This window comes from Pseudarthrobacter woesei (genome assembly GCF_055412745.1).
Window position 1 is genome coordinate 1 of sequence record NZ_JBVAYU010000015.1, and the last position, 22,706, is coordinate 22,706.

Genomic DNA, 22,706 nt, shown 5'->3' on the forward strand with positions numbered 1-22,706 from the left:
TCAACCAATTCAATACAATAAATTGGTATCAACAAACTTGGCACACTATTGAGTTCTCAAACAACAGACACACCCGGCACCACCACGACATATCCAGTCGAGGATCGCTCCGGAGCAACTTTTCAAAGTTACCCGCCCGCTTCACCCTTGTCAATTCGGCCTGCCCGACTCAGTGTTGCCATAGGCTTCTGGGTCTTCGTGGCCGTTCAACTCCGGGGAGCAGCGCGGAAATAAACTCTATCACCACTTTGCCCGGCTGACAAAGCGCCCTCCAAAGCGCCCTCTCCGCGGGTGCCAAAAAGCCCGGAATCACGGGGATTCCGGGCTCATCGGACGGCAGCGGCGCCTGGCGGGAAGTCCGCCGTCGGCCTGGCCCGGCCTGGGTCAGCTCACCGGCTTGAAGTACGCGGCACCCAGCGGGGGCAGCGTGACGGTGAGGGTGGCCGGCTGGCCGTCCATGCCGGCGTCGGAAGCGGTCAGCGGTCCTTCGTTCAGCACGCCCGAGCCTCCGTAGGCGGCGGCGTCGGTGTTCAACACTTCCTGCCACGCACCCGCCGAGGGCACTCCTAGGAGGTAGTCCGTGTGCGGGCCTCCGGAGAAGTTGAAGGCGCAGACCAGTGGGTTGCCGGCTTTGTCGCGCCGGATGAAGGTGAGCACGTTGCGGTCCGAGTCGCCGCCGTTGATCCACTGGAAGCCGGCGGGATCGTTGTCCTGCTCGTACAGGGCCGGAGTGGAGCCGTAGAGCTCGTTGAGGTCCTTGGTCAGGAGCTGCATGCCGCGGTGCGCCGGAATGTCGGCGAGCCACCAGTCCAGGCCGTGCTGCTCGGACCATTCGGCTTCCTGGCCGAACTCGGTGCCCATAAAGATCAGCTGCTTGCCGGGGTGCGCCCACTGGTAGCCCAGGAACGCACGCAGGTTCGCCAGCTGCTGCCAGCGGTCCCCCGGCATTTTGCGCAGCATCGAGCCCTTGCCGTGCACAACCTCGTCGTGGCTGATGGGCAGAAGGAAGTTCTCGGTGTAGGCGTACACCATCGAGAAGGTGACGGTGCCGTGGTGCCACTTGCGGTTGTACGGGTCCTCGGCCATGTACTTGAGCGAGTCATGCATCCAGCCCATGTTCCATTTGATGCCGAAGCCCAGCCCACCATCGCTCGTGGGTCCCGTGACACCGGGGAAGGCGGTGGATTCCTCGGCAATCATGACGGCGCCGGGGTGCGTCTTGTAGACGGTGGCATTGACTTCCTGCAGGAAGGAGATGGCTTCCAGGTTTTCCCTGCCGCCGAAGCGGTTCGGCTGCCATTGCCCTTCCTCGCGGGAGTAGTCCAGGTACAGCATGGAGGCGACGGCGTCCACGCGCAGGCCGTCGATATGGAACTCATCGAGCCAGTAGAGCGCATTGGCCACGAGGAAGTTGCGGACTTCGCGGCGGCCGAAGTCGAAGATCAGGGTGCCCCAGTCCGGGTGCTCGCCGAGGTTCGGGTCGGCGTGCTCGTACAGCGACTCGCCGTCGAACCGGGCCAGCGCAAAGTCGTCCTTGGGGAAGTGCGCCGGCACCCAGTCCAGCAGCACGCCGATGCCGGCCTGGTGGAGTTCATCGACCAGGTGCCGGAACTCGTCCGGGTGGCCGAAGCGCGAGGTCGGTGCGAAGTAGGACGTGACCTGGTAGCCCCAGGAACCACCGAAGGGGTGTTCGGCCACAGGCATGAATTCCACATGGGTGAAGCCGAGCCACTTGACGTACTCGACGAGTTCCGTGGCCAGTTCGCGGTAGCTGAGACCAACCCGCCACGAGCCAAGGTGGACCTCGTAAACGCTCATCGGTGCGTTGTGGGGATCCCGGGCGGCCCGGGCCTCCATCCATTCGGCGTCCCTGAAGGCGTAGGAGGGCTCAACGACGCGGGACGCCGTCAGCGGCGGGACCTCGGTCCCGAAAGCCAGCGGATCCGCCTTCTCCACCCAGTAACCGTGCTTGGTCCTGATTTCGAACTTGTAGCACGCTCCTGCTACAACGCCGGGGATGAACAGTTCCCACACCCCCGAGGAGCCGAGGGAGCGCATCGAGAATTCCCGGCCGTCCCAGCCGTTGAAGTCGCCCTTGACGCGCACCGCCTGGGCGTTCGGGGCCCACACCGCGAAGGAGACGCCGTCGACGTCGCCGAGTGCCGACTTGTAGTGCTGAACATGGGCGCCGAGGACATCCCAAAGGCGCTCGTGGCGCCCTTCGCTGATCAGGTGCAGGTCCACCTCTCCCACGGTGGGCAGGTAGCGGTACGGGTCATCAGCGGACTGTGGTGCCAGGCCTTCGTACGTCACTTCAAGCCGGTAGTCCGGCACATGGCCGGGCTCCAGAGGATCCAGCACTGCCACCCAGACTCCCCCGGACTCGTGGGTCATTGGGAAAGTGCCGGCGGCCGTCACGACGGACACGGCTTCGGACAGGTGCTTCACGGTGCGGATGGTGACGTGTCCGTGGTCGTCAAAGTGCGCGCCGAGGACCGAGTGCGGCGCATGGTGCTCGCCGGCCGCGATCCTCGCCAGGGTGTCCGGGTCCACAGGGAGCGGGGCTCCGGGCCGATCGATACGTGCTGGTCCTGTCATTTTGATACCTTCCGCTGCGGCTTCGGCCGGAACGCCGGAGCCTGTACTGCCGAGGAGACGACGTGATGCGTTCACCGGGATGGCAAGCCAGTCCGGCCTGTTGCGTAATTCGTAAATGACTTCGTAGAGCGCCTTGTCGAGCCACAGCGCCACGAAGAGGGGCGAATCGCGGTCGATGCTTCCGGGGATGACCTCCGCATAGCCGGCCAGGAACGCCTCGGCGCAACCGTCCACCCAGCCCGCCGGGACGGCCGCGTCGGGGCGCTCCCGGACGGCCGCGCCGGCGGCGTAGTCGAAGGACCGCAGCATCCCGACGACGTCGCGCAGCGGGACGTCGGGGAAGTTGCGTTCCGAGATGGGCCGGAGCGGCTCCCCCTCGAAGTCGAGGATGGCCCAACGGGCCGGCTCGCCGGCCCCGCCCGGGACCTGGAGGATTTGGCCGAGGTGCAGGTCGCCGTGGATCCGCTGGAGCGGGCCGGCACCGCTGCCTTTGAGCAGCCTGAGCAGGCGCTCCAGGGCGTCGTCGTAAGCGCCGACGATGCTCCCCGCCTGGGCCCAGGACTGGCGGACGCGCTGGGCAACGCCCGGGGCGATGTCGCTGCCCGGGACGGATTCGACGGCGGTGCCGAGGGCCTGCGCGAGACGCTGGTGGACGGTGGCGGTGGCGGCCCCGAGCGCATGAGCTTCGGCGGTGAAATCTTGGCCCCGGCTTGCCGCGTTCACGGCCAGCCGCCAGGCGTCCAGCCCGCCGGCGAGGAATTCGTGGGCCACGGCAAGTTCGCCGTGGGCGGGCCGCGTCCCCCCGGTGGCGGCGCCGGGCGATCCGGCGGACCCGGCGGCGGTCTCCCACTCCCCGGTGACCCAGCCCAGGGTCGCCGGGACCTCGACGGTGCGCCCCGCCGTCAGTGCGGCTCCAATCTCCACCTCCGGGTTCTGGCCCTCGGAGAGCACCCGGAAGAACTTCACGATGGCGGCCGATTCGCCGTCGTCCACAATCACGGAACTGTTGGACTGCTCGCCGGAGAGGACCTTCACGACGCCGGTGGCGCGGGGCAGACGGAACCCGGACGCCACGGGGTGCCCGGTGGCTTTGCCCTCGGGGGTGGTGGTGCCGTCGCGGATAAGGTCCAGCCACGCTTCGACGAACGCCGGGTCATGCACGCCGTCGTAGACCCAGCGGGCACCGTCACCGGCACCCGTTGTCTCGCCGATCAGCGCGGTTTCCGCACCGGCAAGGGGCGCCGCGCGGAAGCTGAGCGGGACCTGCACGACGTCGGTGCGGCTGCCGTCCGCCGTCGGGTAGCTGACCGCGACCAGCAGCACCTCGAACTCGGCACCGCCGCCGGCCAGACGAAGGGCGCCGGCCGGCTCGAAGCTGAACTCGGCGCTCTTGACGGGGAACCACCGTTGGCGGGGAAGCCAGCTGCCGAGGAGCCCGCTCAGGGCGGGGGTAAGGGTGGGTCGGGTCATGTCAGCCTTCGATAGACAGGATCGGCATCGCCTGCGTGTAGGGCGACGCCGGGTTGGAGGCAGCCGAGCGGATCCGCAGCCAGAAGAAGTCGTGGCTGCCCAGGGTCAGCGTCAGGGTCCCGTCCTCGGAGATGGCGGGAAACGCCTGGCCGCCAAAGACGTCCCGGAGGCCGCGGCCGGCAAACCGCGGGATCCGCAGCGTGGTGGCCACCGGGTGCTGGGACAGGTTGAAGGCGCACAGGATGGTTTCGCTGTCCTCGCCGGCCGTGTTGCCTTCCGGCAGCTCGCGCAGGTAGGCGAGGACGACGTCGTGATCGGCTTCCACATGCTCAAAGCCACCCAGCCCGAACGCGGGGTGGTTCTTGCGGACGCTCAGGATCTGGCGGGTCCAGCGAAGGAGCGAACCCGAATGCGCGGCCTCGGCCTCGACGTTGGCCATGCTGTAGTTGTAGACCAGCGACTGGATTACCGGCAGGTAGAGCTTGCCCGGGTCGGCACTGGAGAACCCGGCGTTGCGGTCCGGGTTCCACTGCATCGGGGTGCGGACCGCGTCGCGGTCCTCGAGCCAGATGTTGTCCCCCATGCCGATCTCGTCCCCGTAGTACAGGAACGGGCTGCCGGGCAGGGAGAGCAGCAGCGCATTGATCAGCTCAATTTCGGAGCGTGAGTTGTCCAGCAGCGGCGCCAGCCGGCGCCGGATGCCGATGTTGGCGCGCATCCGCGGATCCGGGGCGTACCAGCCCAGCATGGCGGCACGTTCGTCCGCGGTGACCATTTCCAGCGTCAGTTCGTCGTGGTTGCGCAGGAACGTGCCCCACTGGGCGCCTTCGGGAATGGCCGGGGTGTCCTTCATCGTCTCGATGATGGGGGCGGCCTTCTGGTCCCGCAGTGCGTAGTACAGGCGTGGCATGATCGGGAAGTGGAAGGCCATGTGGCATTCCGGCGCCTCTTCGGTGCCGAAGTATTCGACCACCTCGGCCGGCGGCTGGTTGGCCTCGGCGATGATCACGCGGCCCGGGTAGCTGTCGTCGACCATCTTGCGCAGTTTGCGCAGGAACTCGTGGGTCTGGGGCAGGTTCTCGCAGTTCGTGCCCTCTTCTTCGAACAGGTACGGGATGGCGTCGGCCCGGAATCCGTCGATCCCCTGGTCCAGCCAGAACCGCACGACGTCGAACAGCGCGTCGATGACCTTGGGGTTCTCGAAGTTCAGGTCGGGCTGGTGGCTGAAGAAGCGGTGCCAGAAGAACTGGCGCCGGATCGGGTCGAAGGTCCAGTTCGATTCCTCGGTGTCCACGAAGATGATGCGGGCGTCTTCGTACTTCTCGTCCGTGTCACTCCAGACGTAGAAGTCGCCGAAGGGTCCGTCCGGATCCTTGCGCGATTCCTGGAACCACGGGTGCTGGTCCGAGGTATGGTTCAGCGGCAGGTCGATGATGACGCGCACGCCGCGGGCATGCGATTCGGCGACGAGGCGCTTGAAATCGCTGATCGTGCCGAACTCGTCCAGCACGGAATTGTAGTCGGAGATGTCGTAGCCGCCGTCGCGGAGCGGGGACTGGAAGAACGGCGGGAGCCAGAGGCAGTCGACGCCCAGCCACTGCAGATAGTCCAGCTTGTCGATCAGGCCGTGGAAGTCGCCGGAGCCGTCACCGTTTCCGTCCGCAAACCCGCGGACCAGCACCTCGTAGAAAACCGCTTTGCGGTACCAAATCGGGTCATGCTGGAGGCCGGGCGCGTTCAGTTCAAAAGATCCCTTCGGGCTGAAGTGCTGGTTGGGGTTCGTCGGGCTGAAACTCACTCGTACTACCTCCGGATGCTCAGAATGTGCGCGGGCTCAACGTGGGCGTCCAACCGAACGTAGTTGTACTCCCCCCATTCCCAGCTCTCGCCGGTCAACAGATCATCCACCATGAAGCCGCCGTTGGGCGTCAGGTCCTCCGGATCCAGTTCCAGCGCCGCCAGGTCCAACGTCACCGTGCTCTCACGGATGCCGTGCGGATCCACGTTGACCACGATGATCAGGGTGTCCTTCGTGCCGTCCGGGAGGGTCTTGTGCTTGGAGTACACCACCGTGGCGTTGTCCGTGCTCTTGTGCAGCGTGAGGTTCTGCAGGTCCCCGAGCGCCGGGTGCGTGTGCCGGATTTCGTTGAGCCGGCTCAGGTACGGGGCCAGCGTCCGGCCGGATTCGGCCGCCGCGTCCCAGTCCCGCGCCTTGAATTCGAACTTCTCGTTGTCGATGTACTCCTCGGCACCCGGCCGGGCGACGTGTTCGTACAGTTCGAAACCGGCGTACACGCCCCAGATCGGGCTCGCCGTCGCGGCCAGCGCCGCGCGGATCTTGAACGCGGCCGGCCCGCCGAACTGCAGGTACTCGGTCAGGATGTCGGGGGTGTTGACGAAGAAATTCGGCCGGAAATAGGCCGGAGACTCGTGGCTGATCTCCTGGAAGTACTCTTCCAGCTCCTCCTTGGTATTGCGCCAGGTGAAGTAGCTGTACGACTGCTGGAAACCGGCGCGGCCCAGTGCGTGCATCATGGCGGGACGGGTAAACGCCTCTGCGAGGAAGACGACGTCGGGGTGCTTCTTGTTGACCTTGGCGATCAGCCATTCCCAGAACCACACCGGTTTGGTGTGCGGGTTGTCCACGCGGAAGATCTTCACTCCGTGGCTCACCCAGAGGAACACGATGCGCAGGATCTCGTTGGACAGCCCGGCAGGATCGTTGTCGAAATTAAGCGGGAAGATGTCCTGGTATTTCTTCGGCGGGTTCTCGGCATAGGCGATGCTGCCGTCTACCCGGGTGGTGAACCATTCCGGATTGCTTTGTACCCACGGGTGGTCCGGTGCGGCCTGCAGGGCCAGGTCCAGGGCGACTTCCAGCCCCAGCTCCCCGGCGCGTGCCACGAAGGCGTCGAAGTCCTCGAAGGTGCCGAGGTCCGGGTGGATGGCGTCGTGGCCGCCTTCCTTCGCGCCGATGGCCCACGGCGAACCGGGGTCGTGCGGACCGGCCAGCAGTGTGTTGTTCGGGCCCTTACGGTGCTGGCCGCCAATCGGGTGGATCGGCGGCATGTAGATGATGTCAAAGCCCATACCGGCGACGGCGTCGAGTCGCTCCGCGGCGGTGCGGAAGGTCCCGGAGGTCCATTCGCCGGTCGAGTGGTTGCGGTGGGCGCCTTCGGAGCGCGGGAAGAATTCGTACCAGGCGCCCCGGCCGGCGAGCTCGCGCTCGACGAGCAGCGGGTACGGCTCGGAGACCGTCACCAGTTCGCGGATCGGCTGCCGTTCGACGACGACGGCCACCCCGGCGCTGAATCCGGCGGCAAGGCGCTCCTCCGGGGTCCGGGTCACGTCAGACAGCACGACGACCGCCATGCGCAGCGTGCGCCGGTCAGCCGACGGGCGGGCGGAGTCCTCGGACGCTTCGGCCAGCAGGGCGGCGCCCTCGGCCAGCATCAGTTCGACGTCGATGCCGGCTTCCACCTTGACCTCGGCATTGTGGTGCCAGGTGCCGTAGCGGTCATGCCAGGCCTCGATGGCGAAGGACCAGTTGCCGGTGGACGGAGGCGTCAGAAGCCCTTCCCAGCGGTCGGTGCCCTTGCCCCGGTTGCCCCGCGGCGGCGCGAGGCGGACGCGCTGGCGTTCCTTCCCTCGGGGGTCCAGGAGAACTGCGCTGACGCCGAGCATGTCGTGGCCTTCACGGAAGGCAGTAGCCCCCACCACGATACTTTCTCCCGCAACGGCTTTGGCAGGGAACATCCCGCCTTCCACCGCAGGCTGTACGGCTGTGATCGGAAAACGGCCAAATCGAAGGCCATCCGTGATCAGGGCCTTTGGCTTTTGCTTGGACACGGCACTGGTTCGCGAGTTAGTCGTCACAGCCTCGACGTTAGCGACAAATCGGCCAGATTGCTAAGGCCGCTCAGTTTTTTTGGACGTTTTCCGGATGGTAATCCGTCATTTAGGCAAAAGAATCCTCAAGCGGTTCCGAGGCTCCAACTTGTCCGTTAGTGTTTCGCAGGTGAAGGCAATCCGCAGATTTACCGTCCGTACCGTTCTCCCGGAGTCAATCCGGCCGCTGGCCCGGCTGGCCACCAACCTTCGGTGGTCCTGGCACCGGCCCACCCGGGAGCTTTTCGAGGGGCTGAATCCGAAGATCTGGGCCGAGAGCGCCCACGATCCCGTGACGTTCCTGGGGCTGGTCAGCCGCGAGGAACTGCAGCGCCTCGCCGCGGACCAGGACGTGGTGCGCCGTGTCCACGCGGCAGCTGACGACCTCGACCGCTACCTCGAGCAGCCGCGCTGGTACCAGAGCCTCGGCGAAGGCGCGCCGTCCTGCATCGCCTACTTCTCACCCGAATTCGGCATCACCGAGGTGCTTCCCCAGTACTCCGGCGGCCTCGGCATCCTTGCCGGCGACCACTTGAAGGCTGCCTCGGACCTCGGCGTGCCGCTGATCGGCGTCGGCCTCCTCTACCAGGCCGGCTACTTCAAGCAGTCATTGTCCCGCGACGCCTGGCAGCAGGAAACCTACCCCGTCCTGGACCCGGACGGGCTGCCCCTGACGCTGCTGCGCGAGGCTTCCGCGGACGGCAATGGCCGTCCCATCCAGATCTCGCTGCCGCTCCCCAGCGGGCGCCGGCTGCTGGCGCACGTCTGGCGCGCCGACGTCGGGCGTGTTCCGTTGCTGCTGCTGGACTCCAACGTTCCGGGCAACGACGACGCCGCCCGCGGCATCACGGACCGCCTCTACGGCGGCGGCGGAGACCACCGCCTCCAGCAGGAACTCCTGCTCGGCATGGGCGGGGTCAAGGCCCTGCGGGCCTACCAGAAGCTCACCGGCAGCCCGGCGCCCGAGGTCTTCCACACCAATGAGGGCCATGCCGGCTTCCTTGGGGTCGAGCGGATCCAGGAATTGATGTCCGGACCGGAACCGTTGAGCTGGGAAGAGGCCCTGGCCGCCGGGCGCGCCTCCACCGTGTTCACCACCCACACCCCGGTCCCGGCCGGGATCGACCGCTTCGAGACCTCGCAGATCCAGCACTTCTTCGACGCCGGGCTCGCCCCCGACGTCCCGGTCGGGAAGATCCTGGACCTCGGCCGCGAGGACTACACGGACGGCAACCCCTTCGTCTTCAACATGGCCGTCATGGGCCTGCGGCTGGCCCAGCGCGCCAACGGTGTGGCCAAGCTGCACGGTGTGGTGTCCCGCGGTATGTTCTCGGCCCTATGGCCGGGATTCGACCACTCGGAGGTGCCCATCACCTCGGTCACCAACGGCGTCCACGTGCCCACCTGGGTGGACCCGCGCGTCTCCAAACTGGCCCGAGAGCAGTTCGGCGCGGACGCGGAAACGCACGGCCGCTGGGACCTCGCCTACAACGTCAGCGACGAAGACGTCTGGGCCCTCCGCCGCGAGATGAGGGTGTCCCTCGTCGACGACGTCCGGCGCCGCCTCCGGGCCGCGTGGAAGAAGCGCGGCGCGGCCGACGCCGAACTCGCGTGGACGGACTCCGTGCTGGACCCGGACATCCTGACCATCGGCTTCGCCCGGCGCGTGCCGACGTACAAGCGGCTCACCCTGATGCTGCGCGAGCCCGATCGGCTCAAGGCGCTGCTGCTGCACAAGACGCACCCGATCCAGCTGGTCATCGCAGGCAAGTCCCACCCGGCCGATGACGCGGGCAAGAAGATGATCCAGGACCTGGTCCGGTTCACCGACGACCCCGCCGTGCGGCACCGGATCGCGTTCCTGCCCAACTACGACATCGCCATGGCCCGGACCCTGTTCCCCGGCTGCGACGTGTGGCTGAACAACCCGCTGCGTCCGCTCGAGGCCTGCGGCACCTCCGGCATGAAGGCCGCCCTGAACGGTTCGCTGAACCTTTCGGTCCTGGACGGCTGGTGGGATGAGATGTACGACGGCGAGAACGGCTGGGCGATTCCGACCGCCAACAATGACGCCTCGCCCGAGGAACGCGACGACATCGAGGCCGCGGCGCTTTACGAGCTGCTCGAGACCCAGGTGGCTCCCCGGTTCTACGGCCTCACGGTGTCCGACGGCGCCGGTGCGGCCGGCCCGTCGCAGCCGGGTCCGCAAAAGGTCCCGACGCACTGGGTGTCGATGATCAAGCACACGATGTCCCACCTGGGCCCGGCCGTTTCCGCGGACCGGATGCTCAGGGACTACGTCAACGTCCTGTACCGTCCGGCCGCCATCGCGGGCCGCCGCGCCGTGGCGGAGAACTTCGCCCAGGCCAAGACCCTCGCGTCCTGGACCTCCCGGGTCCGGGCGGCCTGGCCCCAGATCCAGGTGGAGCATGTGGATTCGGTGGGCGTCTCCGAGGACCCGCAGATCGGCGACTTGCTCCAGGTCAACGCTTATGTGGCCCTGCACGAGCTCACGCCGGACGATGTGTCCGTCGAGGTGGCCTACGGCAAGGCGGAGGACAGCGACGAACTGGCGGACGTCACTGTGGCCGAGCTGAAATCCGTCGAGGACCTCGGCAAGGGCCGCCATCTCTTCAGCGGAACCCTCGTGATCGACCGCTCCGGGTCCTTCGGCTACACCGTCCGTGTGCTCCCCAGGCACGAGGCCCTGGCGTCAAAGGCCGAGCTTGGCTTGATCGTCAACGCCTAGTCCTGATCCCCTGGAAGCGCCGCGGACCGGTCATCCGGTCTGCGGCGCTTCTGTCGTCCTGGCCGTAGCTTGGGGCAGACGGCGATAACGAACAGGTTCTTCCGTCGTAGCTTTCGGCGTCCTGCAGGATCTCGCAGATGACGCCGAAGGAACGGTCGGCGCGGAAGGCTGCCGGGACCTCCCAGATAAAGGCAATTGGGGCCCGTCCGTCGTCGGAGACCGCGTCGGCGAAATCATGCAGCGAGTTAGCCCTCCGGAACCGCGGCAGTAGCCTTTGGATCTTTGCTGTGGCTCTCGCCATGAGGTCGTTGCCCGGCCCCGGTCCTGGCGGCCGGAACTACGTGCGGTAGATGTTGATGGAATTCGCTTGAACGACGTCCCGCTCTCCGGAGGAGACCCGGACGCCCTGGCGCCGGTCGTGGAGTTCGGAGGTGGTCAGGCGCAGTTCGAAGAGGCGGTTGCCGGTACCCTCGTCGTTGCTGAGCAGGGGCAGGGTGACTTTGACGTCGAGGGCGCTGCCGTTGACCACAACGAGGCCGTCCACATGCCCGTCGTCGGAACCGAGCAGGAGCTGGACAACCCGCTGGCCGGGGTCGTTCCAGCTGGCTCCGGACATCGTCCCGCCGTGCGCATCGAACCAGTGGAAGTAGGACTGGGTATCGTGCGCCGGGTAATCGTGCGGCTGGCCGGCCAGGAATTCCTTGCGCAGCCGGATCACACGCTTGGTGGTGCGCAGCATGGCGTGGGATTCCGGGGTGCTGGTCCAGTCGATCCAGGCGATGGGGTTGTCCTGGCAGTAGGCGTTGTTATTGCCCTGCTGGGTGCGGCCGATTTCGTCCCCGGCGGTCATCATGGGCACTCCGAGGGAGATCATGAGGGACGCCATGAGGTTGCGGCTGGTCTGCGCGCGCCGGGCCAGGACATCCTCGTCCTCGGTGGGACCCTCAAAGCCGTGGTTGTAGCTGCGGTTATCGCCGTGGCCGTCACGGTTCTGCTCGCCGTTAGCCTCGTTGTGTTTGCGGTCGTAGGAGACAAGGTCCGCCAGGGTGAAGCCATCGTGGGCCGTGATGAGGTTGACAGAGGCGAGCCTGGACCGGCCCGAGGGCTCAAAGAGGCTGGCCGAGCCGGACAGCGCGTCCGCGAGGCGGGCCACCGAGCCGCCGTGACCGCCGGCGTCGATCGCGGCGCGGTCAGCGAGCCAGAAGCTGCGGACGGCGTCGCGGAAGTGGTCGTTCCAGTCCACCCAGCCTGCCGGGAACCGGCCCGTCTGCCAGCCGCCGTAGCCGATGTCCCAGGGTTCGGCGATCAGCTTGGTTGCGGAGAGGACCGGGTCGCCGGCGATCGCGACGAGGAAGGGGTGGCGCGGATCGAACTCGTTGGCCTCGTTGCGGGCCAGCGTCACCGCGAGGTCGAAGCGGAACCCGTCGATGTGGAACTCGCTCACCCAGTACCGCAGGGAATCAAGCACGAGCTGGACCACCCGGGGTTCACTGAAGTTCAGGCTGTTGCCGCAACCGGTGGTGTCCACATACTTGCCGTGGCCGTCATTGCGGTAGTACTGCATCTCGCCAAGGCCGCGGAAGCTCAGGGTAGGGCCGTCGGTGCCGCCCTCGGCCGTGTGGTTGTACACGACGTCGAGGATGACCTCCAGGCCGGCGGCATGCAACAGCTTGACCATGCCCTTGAACTCGTCCTGGACTGCCTGCGGGCCGGCGTCCTGCGCCGCCTGGGTGGCGTAACCGGGGTGCGGGGCGAAAAACGCGGCCGTGTTGTAGCCCCAGTAGTTCGTCATCCCAAGGTTCTGCAGGTGAGGTTCGTCCACATGGAAGTGGACCGGAAGTAGCTGGACCGCGGTGATCCCGAGCGCGATCAGGTGCTCAATCATGGCGGGATGCGCCATGCCGGCGTAGGTTCCCTGCAGATTCTCCGGGATGTCCGGATGGAGCATGGTCTGGCCGCGGACGTGGGCCTCGTAGATGATGCTGTTCCGCCACGGGATCCGGGGCGTGGAGTCGTTGCCCCAGTCGAAGCCGCCGGCCATCCGGACACTGGTGATGAAACTGTCGCGCTCGTCCACGGCCCGGCCGTAGGGGTCCAGCAGGAGCGGCTGCTCGCCCTCGACGTCGAAATCCAGGGTCGGCATGGAGAGCGGGAGCGCTTCATGGTCCGGCGAGGTCCGGAAGCCGTAGCGCGAACCGGCGGGAAGACCGTCCACAATGCCGTGGTGGACGCCGTCGGTCATGTTGGGCAGCGTCTGGAGCTGCCAGGTGCCGCCGGGCGCCTGATAGGCGATCTCGAGAGTCGTCACCGCGGGCGCGTAGACAGCCACATTGGCGACGGCACCCCGAGGGTCGTCAATTGTCGGCGAACCGGTGCACGGAACGCTGATTCCCAGCGGAAACGCGCGTGAGTCGTCTACGGTGGAAGCTGTGTCTACATAGGGCATAACCATTGCTTAAAGCTTAGCGGGGCCGAACAAATGGCCCGTAATTCCGAATTCCTGATGACGTGCAGTGTACGTAATCGTGGCGTTGCATACTGGAATGAATCGCCCACCATGGAGGTAATTGTGCGGGTTGCACTGGCTCAAATCATCACCGGGCGCGATCTTGCCGGAAATCTGGCCCTCGTGGCCGAATATGCGGGCCGGGCCAAGGCAGGCGGCGCGCAGCTCGTGGTGTTCCCCGAAGCGACCATGCGCGCCTTCGGCAACTCCCTGCTCGACATTGCGGAGCCGTTGGACGGCCCGTGGGCCGGGCGCGTGCGTGCGATCGCGTCGGAGCAGGACATCGTGATCGTCGCCGGAATGTTCACGCCGGGGACCGCGGACGACGGCGGCGCCAGGGCTGCCGACGCCGGGGCTGCCGACATCGGCGCCCGCCGCAAGGTGCGCAACACCCTGCTGGTCACCGGCCGCGGCGTGGACACCAGCTACGACAAAATCCACCTCTTCGACGCGTTCGGCTTCGCAGAGTCGGATACCGTGGACGCCGGCAACCAGCCCGTTGTCTTTGAACTCGACGGCGTAACGTTCGGCCTGGCCACCTGCTACGACATCCGTTTCCCGGACCTGTTCACCGAAAACGCTGACCGCGGCGCCGAAGTGAACATTGTCTGCGCTTCCTGGGGCTCCGGCCCCGGCAAGGCCGAGCAATGGAAGCTCCTGGCCCGCGCCCGCGCCGCAGACTCCACCACCCTGGTCCTCGCCTGCGGCCAGGGCGACCCGTCGAGCGTGGGCATCGACCCCAAGGGAGCGGCGCCCACCGGCGTCGGGCACTCCGTCGTCGTGTCCCCGTTCGGGGAAGTCCTGGACGAGCTCGACGGCGCCCCCGGCCTGCTGTTCGCGGACCTGGACCCCGCCGTCGTCAAGGAAGCCCGCACCAAACTCCCGGTCCTCGCCAACCGCCACAGGTTCTAGGCTGGTCAAGATTCTGGGTCTCCCCGCGGACAACGGCGCCCCTGATGCTCTGACGCGGCGGATACAGCCTGGCGACGCGCAAATCCCCTGGTGCTGCGGGTATTCCGGTAGCGCCACGACATCTGCGCATCGCGGGAGGAATTGCGCGTCGCAGGAAGGATTGCGCGTCGCGGCAAGGATTGCGCGTCGCGGGATACCGTTGGCATGACGCCGGCGCCGCAGATGCCCCTACGCGGCGGATACAGCCTGGCGACGCGGAAATCCCCTGGTGCTGCGGGCATTCCGGCAGCGACAGGGCAATTGCGCGTCGCGGGAGGAATTGCGCGTCCCTGGTCAGTGCTCATGGCAAGAGCCAGCCGCTCGCTGTCGGCGGCACCATCTGCTGGCCTGTTGGGACAGGGCGCGCTCCTGAGCAGATGGCACGGTTGGATCAGGGATCCCCCTCGTTCCGGGCACTAAAGACGAACGCTCCCCCACATTTCGCGGCTTAACCATAAACGCTCCCTCACAAGATGAGAGGGAGCGTTTGTTGTCCATGCCGGTTCCGCCGGACCCGACCAAAACGCCGGACCAGCCAAAACCCGGCGGGGACTACTTAGCGGCGCGCTGGCGGGAGATTTCGTAGAGGGAGATGCCGACGGCCATGGAGGCGTTGAGCGACTCCATGGCGGAGTCGATCGGGATTGAGACGATCTGGTCGCAGTTTTCGCGGACCAGTCGGCTCAGGCCCTTACCCTCGGAACCCACGACAAGGCAGACCGGCTCGGTGGCCAGGGCCAGGTCTGGCAGCGAAACGTCGCCGTCGCCGTCGAGCCCCAGAACATAGATGCCCATGTTCTTGAACGCCTTAAGGGTGTTGTTAAGGTTCGCGGCGCGTGCCACGGGGACGCGGACGGCGGCGCCGGCGCTGGTCTTCCAGGCGGAGGCGGTGACGCCGACGGAGCGGCGCTCCGGGACGATGACGCCGTGGCCGCTGAAGGCCGAAACCGAGCGGATGATGGCGCCGAGGTTGCGCGGATCGGTGATACCGTCGAGCGCGACGAAGAGCGGGGCGTTGGACACATGGCCGCGCTTCCAGCTCTCGAGCGTCTGCTCGGCCAGCTCATAAGCGTCCTGGTATTCGTACGGCGGGATCTGCAGCACAAGGCCCTGGTGGATGGCATCGTCCGTCATCCGGTCCAGCTCGGGCTTGCCAGTCTCGAGCAGCGGGATGCCTCGCTCGGCGGCAAGCTTGAGGGACTCCTTGACCCGGTCGTCCATCTCGATGCGGATGGCAACGTGCAGGGCCTTGGCCGGGATGCCGGCGCGCAGGGCCTCGACGACCGAGTTTCGTCCGGTGACGACTTCCTCGGTGGCACGGCCCTTGGGACCGGAGCGGGCGCCGGCGTTGCGCGGGGCTCCCGGGTGCTTGGCCGCGGAGCGTTCCGCGAGTTGCTTGTTCTTGTGGGCCTTGTGGTACGGACGGTCCTCCGCCTTGGGAGTCGGGCCCTTTCCTTCCAGAGCCTTGCGGCCGTGACCGCCGGTTCCGACGGAGGGGCCCTTCTTCAGTTTGACCGACCGGCGACCATTGTTGGCCATAATTTTCACCCTTTTAGATACGCGATTCGTTGATACGTCTGACCTCCAGTCTACTGACTCGAGGTAAATCCTCGACCGCAGGCTGTGGCCGGGCAAGGTCCGGGGTGCGTTCCGGGCGCCGGCGGCCCGACCTGTCAGCCGCGCTTGAGGCTCCAGCCCGCGCCGTCCGGGCCGTCCTCGACGACGACGCCGGCGGCAGTGAGGGTGTCGCGGATGGCGTCCGAGGCGGCCCAGTCCTTGCTGGCGCGGGCCTGCGCCCTGGCCGCGAGCTGCGCCTCGATGAGGACGCCGAGGGCGGTGCTGGACTCCGTGTCGACGGCCGGGGTGGCGGTGTCGTTGAGACCAAGGACACGCAGCATGTCGGTGACGGAAGCGAGTGACTGCCGGGCGCCGTCGAGCTCGCCGGCGGTGAGGGCACTGTTGCCGGCACGGACTGTGTCGTGCAGGACCGCGAGGGCCTGCGGAACATTGAGGTCATCATCCATGGCTGCCGCGAAGGCATCCGGAACTGTGCCGTAGCTGAAGAAGCCGACAGCGCCGTCCTGCGTCATGGTGCTCCGAAGGGCGCGGCTGATGAACCCGTCAATACGTTCGACGGCGGCGGCAGCCTCCTGCAGCGATGTCGGCTGGTAGTCAAGCACCGAGCGGTACTGAGCCTGCCCCAGGTAATAGCGCACCACCCGGGCCGGGGCGAGCTCCAGCATTTCGGCCGGACTGACGGTGTTGCCGATGGACTTGGACATCTTTTCGCCGGCATAAGTGACCATGCCGTTGTGCATCCAGAAGTTGGCGAAGCCGTGCCCCGCAGCCTGGGACTGGGCCATCTCGTTTTCGTGGTGCGGGAACCTCAGGTCCAGCCCGCCGCCGTGGATGTCGAACTCGGTGCCGAGGTACTTGGTGACCATCGCGGAGCATTCCAGGTGCCAGCCGGGACGGCCGGTGCCCCACGGCGACGCCCAGCCCGCCGTCGTCGGTTCCCCCTCCTTGTGGCCTTTCCAGAGCGCGAAGTCGCGCGGATCCTTCTTCCCCCGGGGGTCAGCGTCGGGGGCCCCCTGCATGTCATCGATCTTTTGCCGGGTCAGTGAGCCGTATTTGGCCCAGGAGCGCACGTCGAAGTACACGTCGCCGGAATTATCCAGGGCGGGGTAGGCGTGGCCGCGGTCGATCAGCTGCTGGATCAGGGCGTGCATTTCCGGGATGTGGCCGGTGGCGCGCGGCTCATAGGTGGGGCGGGAGACGCCCAGGGTGTCGTAGGCCGCCAGGAATTCCTGCTCGTAACGGTAGGCCAGCGCCCACCATTCCTCCTCGCGGACGGCACCCGGCTCGCCCTCGAAGCCAGGGGCGAAGGAATCCGCCGATTTGGCCAGGATCTTGTCGTCGATGTCCGTGACGTTGCGGACGGCGGTGACACGGAAGCCGCGGTACTGCAGCCAGCGGGTGAGCTGGTCAAAGGCGATGGCTGAGCGGATGTGCCCGACGTGTGGCCTGCCCTGCACCGTGGCACCGCAGTAGTAGAGGCTCACTTTGCCCGGAATCAGGGGGACGAAGTCACGGACTTCGGCGGATGCAGTGTCATAGAAGCGCAGGGTCACCGCTCCAGATTAGCCGATGGGGTTCCCGCCGCCGACGTGCGACGACGGGCTGCCGGACTTACTTGCAGTACTCGCCGATCTTGTTGTTCTGTTCGGTGAGCTGCTTGGTCTGCTCGGCGCTCTCGGCCCCAAGCGACGTGCCGGCCACCTGCTTCATGATGCCGGCCATCTTCTGGATGGGGGCCGCCACCTCGGGAGCGACCTTGTCTGCGACTTCCTGGTAGTGCCTGGCGATCTGGTCGGCTTTTTGTTGCTGGTTTCCGGTGGGGACGAAGGTGTCCTTGTTGAGGAAGGCACAGCTCTCCGGGACGCTCATCTTCGGCGTCCCGGCGCAGCCGGTCAGCAGCAGTCCCGTCGTAAGAACGACGGCGGGCAGCAGCTTTTTCACGGGAGGTCTCCTGGAGTTTGCGGAATGGGGGTTCCGCTTCAGCCTAGGCGACGTACCCCGGACGCGCTTAGTTCGACGGGTAGACGAGCGCCGTCGCCGTCGCCGCGATGCCTTCGCCGCGGCCGGTGAAACCTAGGCCGTCGCTTGTGGTGGCTGAGACGCTGACCGGGGCCCCTGCCGCCTCGCTGAGGACGCGCTGGGACTCCTCCCGGCGCGGACCGAACTTGGGCCGGTTGGCGACGAACTGCACGGCGATGTTCCCGATCTCGAAGCCCGCGGCACGGACGATCCGGGCGGCCTCGGCCAGTAAGGCCACACCCGAGGCCCCTGCATACTCGGGCCGGTCTGTGCCGAAATGCGTGCCGAGGTCCCCGATTCCGCAGGCAGAGAAGAGGGCATCGGCGGCCGCATGGGCGACGGGGTCGCCGTCGGAATGGCCGGACAGTCCCCGCTCCCCATCCCAGAACAGCCCGCCGAGCCAGAGCGGCTGGGCTGCGTCGTCCGGGGCATAGGCGTGGACATCGATGCCGATCCCGGTCCTCGGGATGATGGGAACGCCGGACATGCTCAGCCTTCCACCCAGCGCGCGCCCAACGGGCCTTCGAGGAGCCCCTCGGCGATGATCAGGTCCAGCGGTGTTGTGATCTTCAGCGACTGGCTGGCCCCGCGCACAGCGTGGACGGGGACGCCGAGGAGCTCGACCAGCATGGCGTCGTCGGTGACGGCGGCCGCCTGGCCTGCGTCGAACAGGGCCGCGGCGTCGTGGGCCCGTTTCAGGGTGGCGAGGTCGAAGCCCTGCGGGGTCTGCACCGCGCGGAGGGTCTCGCGTGGTGCGGTGCCGGTGACCAGTTCCGGGGCGATTGCGGCGCCCCCGCCGGTGGTCGGTTCCACCGTCTTAACGGTGTCGACGACGGGTATTACCGGGATGACTGCCAGGGCGCCGGCGGCGAGGGCCTGTGCCACCCGGTGGAACACGGACTCGGGCGTCAGGGCGCGTGCGGCGTCGTGGACCAGGACGGCTTCCGTGGCGGGAAGGAGTGCCGCCATCGCGGCCCGGACCGAATCGGCACGCGTTTCGCCGCCGTCGACGATTGTCACCACCGGAACCTGCGCCCCCTGTCCCGACGCTGTGTGTAGCCGGTGTTCGGCCTTGAGCTCCTGGGCAAAGGCGTCGCAAAGTGTGTACAGTTCCGGATCGCCCGGCGGGATGGCCACGCAGATCTGCTGGGCCACGCCTGCGGCGGCAACTCCGCGCAGGGCATGGATGAGGATACTGTCACCGCCCAACGGAACCTTGGCTTTCGGCATTCCGTAGCCCAGGCGCTGGCCGGAGCCGGCAGCCACGACAATGACCGCGGTGACGGGGTTGGTCGATGCAGAGTCCATGCGCTCAAGACTACGTCCCGGCTGCCCGGCGCACCCCCACCGGTGCGGGTCTGCCGAAAGAATTTGGGCAAAAAGAAACCCCGGCAGCCGTCAGCTACCGGGGTTCAATTCTTGTTAGGAAGCCAGGACTTCGTCGAGAACGCTTGCAGCCTTCTCTTCATCAGTCTTTTCAGCCAGGGCCAGTTCTGAAATCAGAATCTGGCGGGCCTTGGCCAGCATGCGCTTCTCCCCTGCGGAGAGACCCCGATCGTGATCGCGGCGCCACAGGTCGCGGACGACCTCTGCCACCTTGATGACGTCACCGGAAGCAAGCTTTTCCAGGTTTGCCTTGTATCGACGTGACCAGTTGGTGGGTTCTTCAGTGAACTCGGCCCGCAGCACTTCAAACACGTGCTCCAGACCTTCTTTGCCCACTACGTCCCGGACCCCAACTAGGTCAACGTTTTCTGCTGGAACTTCAATGGTCAGATCACCCTGAGCCACCTTGAGCTTGAGATACATCTTCTCTTCGCCCTTGACAGTGCGCATCTTGATTTCTTCAATTTTGGCTGCACCGTGGTGAGGGTAAACTACTGTCTCGCCGACCTCAAAAACCATGTGGACATTCCCCTTTCCCGCAGACCAGTTTATCACGCTTAAGGCATATGACTGCCATGGATCGTGCCCGCGAACCGCATGAATCCGGGGAAAATGGCCTTAACCGACCCCCAACACCCTCTTGACGAATGCGGATATTAGTGCATCGCCCCGTCGTTGCCAAGGGTCGGCGCCTTCCCGGCCAGGCGCCGGGCCGGCGCCAATGTGTACTGGCCGAATCCTCGTTTGCCGACGATTACGGATAGGCTATGGCTGAATACTGTTTCAAGACTCTCAAGGAGTGCGTGACGTGCGTTTCACTGCGATGAATCGGGGCCAGCGCGGCAAGCTGGCAATGGCAACGGCGGCACTTGGCATCGGCCTGCTGTCGGTAACCGGCTGCGGCTACATCAATCCCCAGCAGACCTCCGAGCAGTACTCGGCGTCGGACGGCACACTTACGGACCTCGGCCCGCTGCAGCTCCGCAACATGATGATCATCTCCGCCGGCGAGGACAAGCCGGGCCGTGTGATCGGCGCCGTCTATAACTCCTCCTCCAGCGATGTGAAGCTAACCATCAGCGGTGCCGGCGGCTCGCAGACCCAGGTTCCGGTCAAGCCGAACTCCTACACCTTGCTCAATGAGTCCACGGACGAGGCCATCCTCAGCACCACCGGCGGCGCCCCGGGTTCCGTTGTCGAGCTCAGCATCCGGGAAGACGGCACCAACCAGACCGCCAAGTTCAAGGTTCCTGTCCTGGATGACACCATCGCCGACTACAAGCAATACCTGCCGGCCGGCAGCGAGCCCACCGGCTCGGCCACGCCGACGTCGACCCCCTCGCCGAGCGCCACGGCGAACCACTAGTCTCCACAAGCAAAAGAGCCTGAACAGCAGAGGAGGGGCACCCGGTCCGGGTGCCCCTCCTCTGCTGTCGATGCTTTGCGCCGGCTTCGTGCCGGTCTCTGGGCCCGGCGGCCGCCGGGGCAAGGGCCCCTTAAGGCTCGAACTTGTAGCCCAGCCCGCGGACGGTGATCAGGAAACGCGGCGCCGAAGGGTCCGGCTCCACCTTGCCGCGCAGCCGTTTGACGTGAACGTCGAGGGTCTTGGTGTCCCCCACATAGTCCGAGCCCCAGACCCGGTCGATCAGCTGCCCCCGGGTTAGCACCCGCCCGGAGTTCCGCAGCAGCATCTCCAGCAGTTCAAATTCCTTCAGCGGCAGCGAGACCTGCTCGCCGCCGACGCTGACGACGTGCCGTTCGATGTCCATTCGGACCGGACCGGCTTGCACGGTACTGGAGACCAGTTCCTCGGGTTCGCTCTGGCGGCGGAGCACCGCCCGGACACGGGCTACCAGCTCGCGGGACGAGTATGGCTTGGTGACATAGTCGTCGGCGCCCAGCTCGAGCCCCACGACCTTGTCGATTTCCGAGTCCTTGGCCGTCAGCATGATCACCGGAACGGAGGAGCGCTGCCGCAGCTGGCGGCAGACTTCGGTGCCGGACTGTCCGGGCAGCTGCAGGTCCAGGAGGACCAGGTCGGCGCCATTGCGGTCGAATTCGGTGATGGCATCCAGCCCGTTGTCGACGACCGCAACCTCAAACCCTTCTTTGCCCAACAGATAGGACAGCGGGTCGCTGAACGATTCTTCGTCCTCGACTATCAAGATCCTGCTCAAGCGCTAGCTCCTTGTTCGTGGACGCCGGCGGCGTCGCTAGATTGGGGGGTGGCGGCCTGCGCCGCGGTGCCGGCCTGCGCGGCGGGTTTGCGTGCCGCGGGTGCCCCGGCATCGTCCTGGCCTTCCATCTCCGGAAGCCGGACGGTGAATGTGGAGCCCTGCCCCGGCTGTGACCAGAGGGTCACTTCGCCGCCGTGGTTGGAGATGACGTGCTTGACGATGCTCAGGCCCAGGCCCGTGCCGCCGGTGTGGCGCGAACGGGCGGCATCCACGCGGTAGAAGCGTTCAAAGACGCGCTCCTGGTCTTCGGGGCTGAGCCCTTCACCCTGGTCCGTCACCGACACCGAGACAAGTCCGTCCTTGGCCCGCACCCCCACGCCCACCCTGGTGTTTTCCGGCGAGTAGCGGATGGCGTTGTCGATCAGGTTCCGGAGCGCGGTCACGAGCAGGTCCTGGTCGCCGTAGACCATCGCGTCCGGGTGGCCGCCGACGACGAGGTCGATGTTCTTGCTCTCGGCCGGGAGCTGGGAACGGTCCACGGCCTCGGACACCACCGTGTTGATGTCAACAGGCCGTCCCTGCTGGGCAACATTGGCGCCCTGCAGCCGGGAGAGTTCGATGATGTCCTGCACAAGGGCCGCCAGCCGGGCGGATTCCTTGTGCATGCGTTTGGCAAAGCGCCGCACTGCCGCCGGATCGTCAGCGGAGGACTCAAGGGCCTCCGCCAGCAGCGAGATGGCTCCGACCGGCGTCTTGAGCTCATGCGAGACGTTAGCCACGAAGTCGTTCCGGACTTCCTCGGTGCGGGTGAATTCGGTCCGGTCATCGGCCAGCAGGAGGATGTATTCCTCGGCCACCATGGCGGCACGGACCTGGACCACGATGGTGCCCTGGCCCAGCGGACCGCGCGGCAGTTCGAGCCGCTTTTCGACGATGACGCCGTCACGCCGGACCTTGGCCGTCATCTCCAGCAGCTGCTGGTGCACCACGGTGTGGCCTCGCACCAGGCCGTAGGCGTACGCGGCGGGACTTGCCCGGACGACGCCGTCGATCGCGTCCACCACCACGAAGGCCCGGCCGATCACGGCCAGCACCTGGGCCGCGCCCTCGGGGATTGACGGGTCCTCGAACTCAACGTCCACCAGCTTGCGCTGCTGCTCGCTGACCCGGAATGCGAGCGCGCCAAACATGCCAAGAGACAGGCCGATCAGGCCGGCAATCACGCCGATGAGCATTGGATCCACGGCTCCAGCTTATGCTGTGGCCCACGGCGGGAACCGTAATCTCCTGCTATTCCGGTTCCGGTTCAGCTAACGTTCATCTATTGGGGCGTAACAGTTCACCGGACACTGCAAGAGTTGACAGTTGAAGCGCCGCCAGGTGA

General features: G+C 66.4%; 15 protein-coding genes. 3 read left to right on the plus strand and 12 right to left on the minus strand.

Going from position 1 to position 22,706, the window contains the following annotated elements; all coding sequences use genetic code 11:
• Positions 1–384 precede the first annotated feature (384 nt).
• From ACZYZE_RS16705 to ACZYZE_RS16715, 3 genes are read right to left on the minus strand one after another with little or no spacing between them, the layout of a single operon-like run.
• The gene (locus tag ACZYZE_RS16705) at positions 385–4,068 is read right to left on the minus strand and encodes a 1,4-alpha-glucan branching enzyme (RefSeq protein WP_463908979.1); all 3,684 of its coding nucleotides are present in this window, start codon (positions 4,066–4,068) and stop codon (positions 385–387) included.
• A 1-nt stretch (position 4,069) separates the two neighbouring features.
• Positions 4,070–5,866 carry a maltose alpha-D-glucosyltransferase gene (treS, locus tag ACZYZE_RS16710; protein ID WP_459319550.1) on the minus strand — a complete coding sequence of 599 codons (1,797 nt, stop codon included), beginning with the start codon at positions 5,864–5,866 and terminating at the stop codon, positions 4,070–4,072.
• 5 nt (positions 5,867–5,871) lie between these two features.
• Positions 5,872–7,824: an alpha-1,4-glucan--maltose-1-phosphate maltosyltransferase gene (locus ACZYZE_RS16715; protein ID WP_463908981.1), complete on the minus strand. Its 1,953-nt coding sequence runs from the start codon at positions 7,822–7,824 to the stop codon at positions 5,872–5,874.
• Positions 7,825–8,086: 262 nt separating this feature from the next.
• Here ACZYZE_RS16715 and glgP point away from each other — a divergent pair, with 262 nt between their 5' ends.
• Positions 8,087–10,705, plus strand: a complete 2,619-nt coding sequence (gene glgP, locus ACZYZE_RS16720) for an alpha-glucan family phosphorylase (protein ID WP_463908983.1) — start codon at positions 8,087–8,089, stop codon at positions 10,703–10,705.
• A 337-nt stretch (positions 10,706–11,042) separates the two neighbouring features.
• On the opposite strand, the gene glgX is transcribed toward glgP, so the two are convergent.
• A complete protein-coding gene (glgX, locus tag ACZYZE_RS16725; protein ID WP_459319546.1) occupies positions 11,043–13,157 on the minus strand; it encodes a glycogen debranching protein GlgX in 2,115 nt (704 codons plus the stop codon).
• A gap of 117 nt (positions 13,158–13,274) precedes the next feature.
• Here glgX and ACZYZE_RS16730 point away from each other — a divergent pair, with 117 nt between their 5' ends.
• Entirely contained in the window at positions 13,275–14,123 is an 849-nt protein-coding gene (locus ACZYZE_RS16730) for a carbon-nitrogen hydrolase family protein (protein ID WP_463908985.1), read from the plus strand.
• 591 nt (positions 14,124–14,714) lie between these two features.
• On the opposite strand, the gene rlmB is transcribed toward ACZYZE_RS16730, so the two are convergent.
• From rlmB to ACZYZE_RS16760, 6 genes are all read right to left on the minus strand, one after another.
• Positions 14,715–15,701 carry a 23S rRNA (guanosine(2251)-2'-O)-methyltransferase RlmB gene (gene rlmB, locus ACZYZE_RS16735; protein ID WP_459319544.1) on the minus strand — a complete coding sequence of 329 codons (987 nt, stop codon included), beginning with the start codon at positions 15,699–15,701 and terminating at the stop codon, positions 14,715–14,717.
• A 134-nt stretch (positions 15,702–15,835) separates the two neighbouring features.
• Positions 15,836–17,293 (minus strand): cysteine--tRNA ligase, encoded by a 1,458-nt coding sequence (cysS, locus tag ACZYZE_RS16740; RefSeq protein WP_463908987.1) that lies wholly within the window; start codon positions 17,291–17,293, stop codon positions 15,836–15,838.
• A gap of 58 nt (positions 17,294–17,351) precedes the next feature.
• Positions 17,352–17,681, minus strand: a complete 330-nt coding sequence (locus ACZYZE_RS16745) for a hypothetical protein (protein WP_459319542.1) — start codon at positions 17,679–17,681, stop codon at positions 17,352–17,354.
• A 67-nt stretch (positions 17,682–17,748) separates the two neighbouring features.
• Complete coding sequence (gene ispF / locus ACZYZE_RS16750; RefSeq protein ID WP_459319541.1) at positions 17,749–18,246, minus strand: 2-C-methyl-D-erythritol 2,4-cyclodiphosphate synthase; 498 nt, start codon at positions 18,244–18,246, stop codon at positions 17,749–17,751.
• 2 nt (positions 18,247–18,248) lie between these two features.
• Positions 18,249–19,067, minus strand: coding sequence for a 2-C-methyl-D-erythritol 4-phosphate cytidylyltransferase (gene ispD, locus ACZYZE_RS16755; protein ID WP_463908990.1), 819 nt, complete (start codon positions 19,065–19,067; stop codon positions 18,249–18,251).
• Between the two features lie 114 nt (positions 19,068–19,181).
• On the minus strand, positions 19,182–19,664 hold the full coding sequence (locus ACZYZE_RS16760; protein WP_024367191.1) for a CarD family transcriptional regulator: 483 nt from the start codon (positions 19,662–19,664) through the stop codon (positions 19,182–19,184).
• A gap of 304 nt (positions 19,665–19,968) precedes the next feature.
• Between ACZYZE_RS16760 and ACZYZE_RS16765 the strand changes: the two genes are divergently transcribed.
• Entirely contained in the window at positions 19,969–20,511 is a 543-nt protein-coding gene (locus ACZYZE_RS16765) for a hypothetical protein (RefSeq protein WP_463909044.1), read from the plus strand.
• 130 nt (positions 20,512–20,641) lie between these two features.
• Here the strand turns inward: ACZYZE_RS16765 and ACZYZE_RS16770 are convergent, their stop codons facing one another.
• Both ACZYZE_RS16770 and ACZYZE_RS16775 read right to left on the minus strand, forming a co-directional pair.
• Positions 20,642–21,322 carry a response regulator gene (locus ACZYZE_RS16770; protein ID WP_459319539.1) on the minus strand — a complete coding sequence of 227 codons (681 nt, stop codon included), beginning with the start codon at positions 21,320–21,322 and terminating at the stop codon, positions 20,642–20,644.
• A complete protein-coding gene (locus ACZYZE_RS16775; protein WP_463909046.1) occupies positions 21,319–22,557 on the minus strand; it encodes a sensor histidine kinase in 1,239 nt (412 codons plus the stop codon). The genes ACZYZE_RS16770 and ACZYZE_RS16775 overlap by 4 nt, the downstream gene beginning before the upstream one ends.
• Positions 22,558–22,706: the final 149 nt, after the last annotated feature.